The sequence below is a fragment of the Rhodococcus sp. P4_B6 genome (genome assembly GCF_056402215.1).
Window position 1 is genome coordinate 1 of the sequence record NZ_JBFUHV010000442.1, and the last position, 1,274, is coordinate 1,274.

The following is a 1,274-nucleotide window of genomic DNA, read 5'->3' on the forward strand; positions in this document are numbered from 1 at the left end:
ACCTTGCGCTGATCTACATGCGTCAAGACGCCGACGCCATCGAGTCGATCGTGTTCGACGGAGTGACGCCTCCATCGGCTGGTGCCCTGGCGTGGACCTGGGCCAGCGCTCGCCAAGCATTCGACAACATGGTCCAGGCGTGCGAGGACCAGCCGGCATGCAAGGAGCGCTATCCCGACCTGGGGGCCACGTTCATCCGGCTGGTCAATGAGCTTGAAGCGAAGCCCATCACCACGACGGTCAACGTTGAGGGTGTAGGAGAGACGAAGGTTGTCGTCGACGGCGGAATGCTGCTGAACTGGTTCGTCCCCGTGGCTACCCATCTACCGAAGGAGTTCCCATCCACGGTCGATGAGCTCGCACACGGGAATGCGCAGCCCATTGCATCGCGGTGGGCCGAGGTGTGGGGGCATCCGGAGAGGGGCGTCCTCCATTGGGGCCTCACCCTGAGCATTTGGTGCCGTGAATGGATCCCGTTCGAGACCGTCRAGCAGTCACTGCAACAGGCGGAACAGGAATTCCCTGAACTCCCGGAGTCCGTTCGGGCCCAAGCGCCACAGCTGCCGTTCCTGCGCGACGCCTGCGAGGTGTGGGACGTGCCGAAGGCCCCTGACTCGATCCGAGACATCACCGTCAGTGACATCCCTTCGCTTGTGCTGTCGGGTACCTACGACGGGCAGACCGGAGCGGTGTGGGGCGACTACATCGCGAAGGATCTCTCGCAATCCATAGTCGCGGTAGTGCCCGGAGCTGCACACGGTGTGTATGCAGAGCCGCCGTGCGGAGCCGAGATAATCGCGTCGTTTTTCGACAATCCGGAGAACCCGGACACATCCTGCACGGACACGACGCCACTGCCGGCATACGACATTCTCGCGCCACGCTGATGACGACCGAGGTGTTCGCCGTCGGTGGCCCCGAGTTGTCGCGCCGGGCGGTGCTAGGCGGGGCGGTCGCCGGGTTGATTGTGCTCGTGTCGCCGGCATGTTCGTCGACGGAGTCGACCACCACAGCCACGAGCGTCCCGGCGAACGCGAAGGACGCATTCAACGAGCTCGACGCCAAGATCGACAAGGCGATGCGGGACTACGCGATCCCCGGGGTTGCGGTCGGCGTCATTACCGACGGTGACGAGTACATCAAGGGGTACGGGGTCACCAATGTCGACCACCCGACCCCGGTGGACGGCGACACCCTGTTCCGGATCGGCTCCACGACGAAGACGTTCACCGGAACGACCGTGATGCGCCTCGTCGACGAGGGCAAAATCGATC

At 63.8% G+C, this 1,274-nt stretch carries 2 protein-coding genes; both read left to right on the plus strand.

Annotated elements, in window-relative coordinates; genetic code table 11:
* Window positions 1–887 (plus strand): alpha/beta hydrolase (locus AC1DWT_RS51405; RefSeq protein ID WP_477926291.1); only part of this gene is annotated, 887 nt, incomplete at its 5' end.
* The coding region (locus AC1DWT_RS51410; RefSeq protein WP_477926292.1) for a serine hydrolase at window positions 887–1,274 on the plus strand (388 nt) is incomplete at its 3' end. The genes AC1DWT_RS51405 and AC1DWT_RS51410, both read left to right, overlap by 1 nt.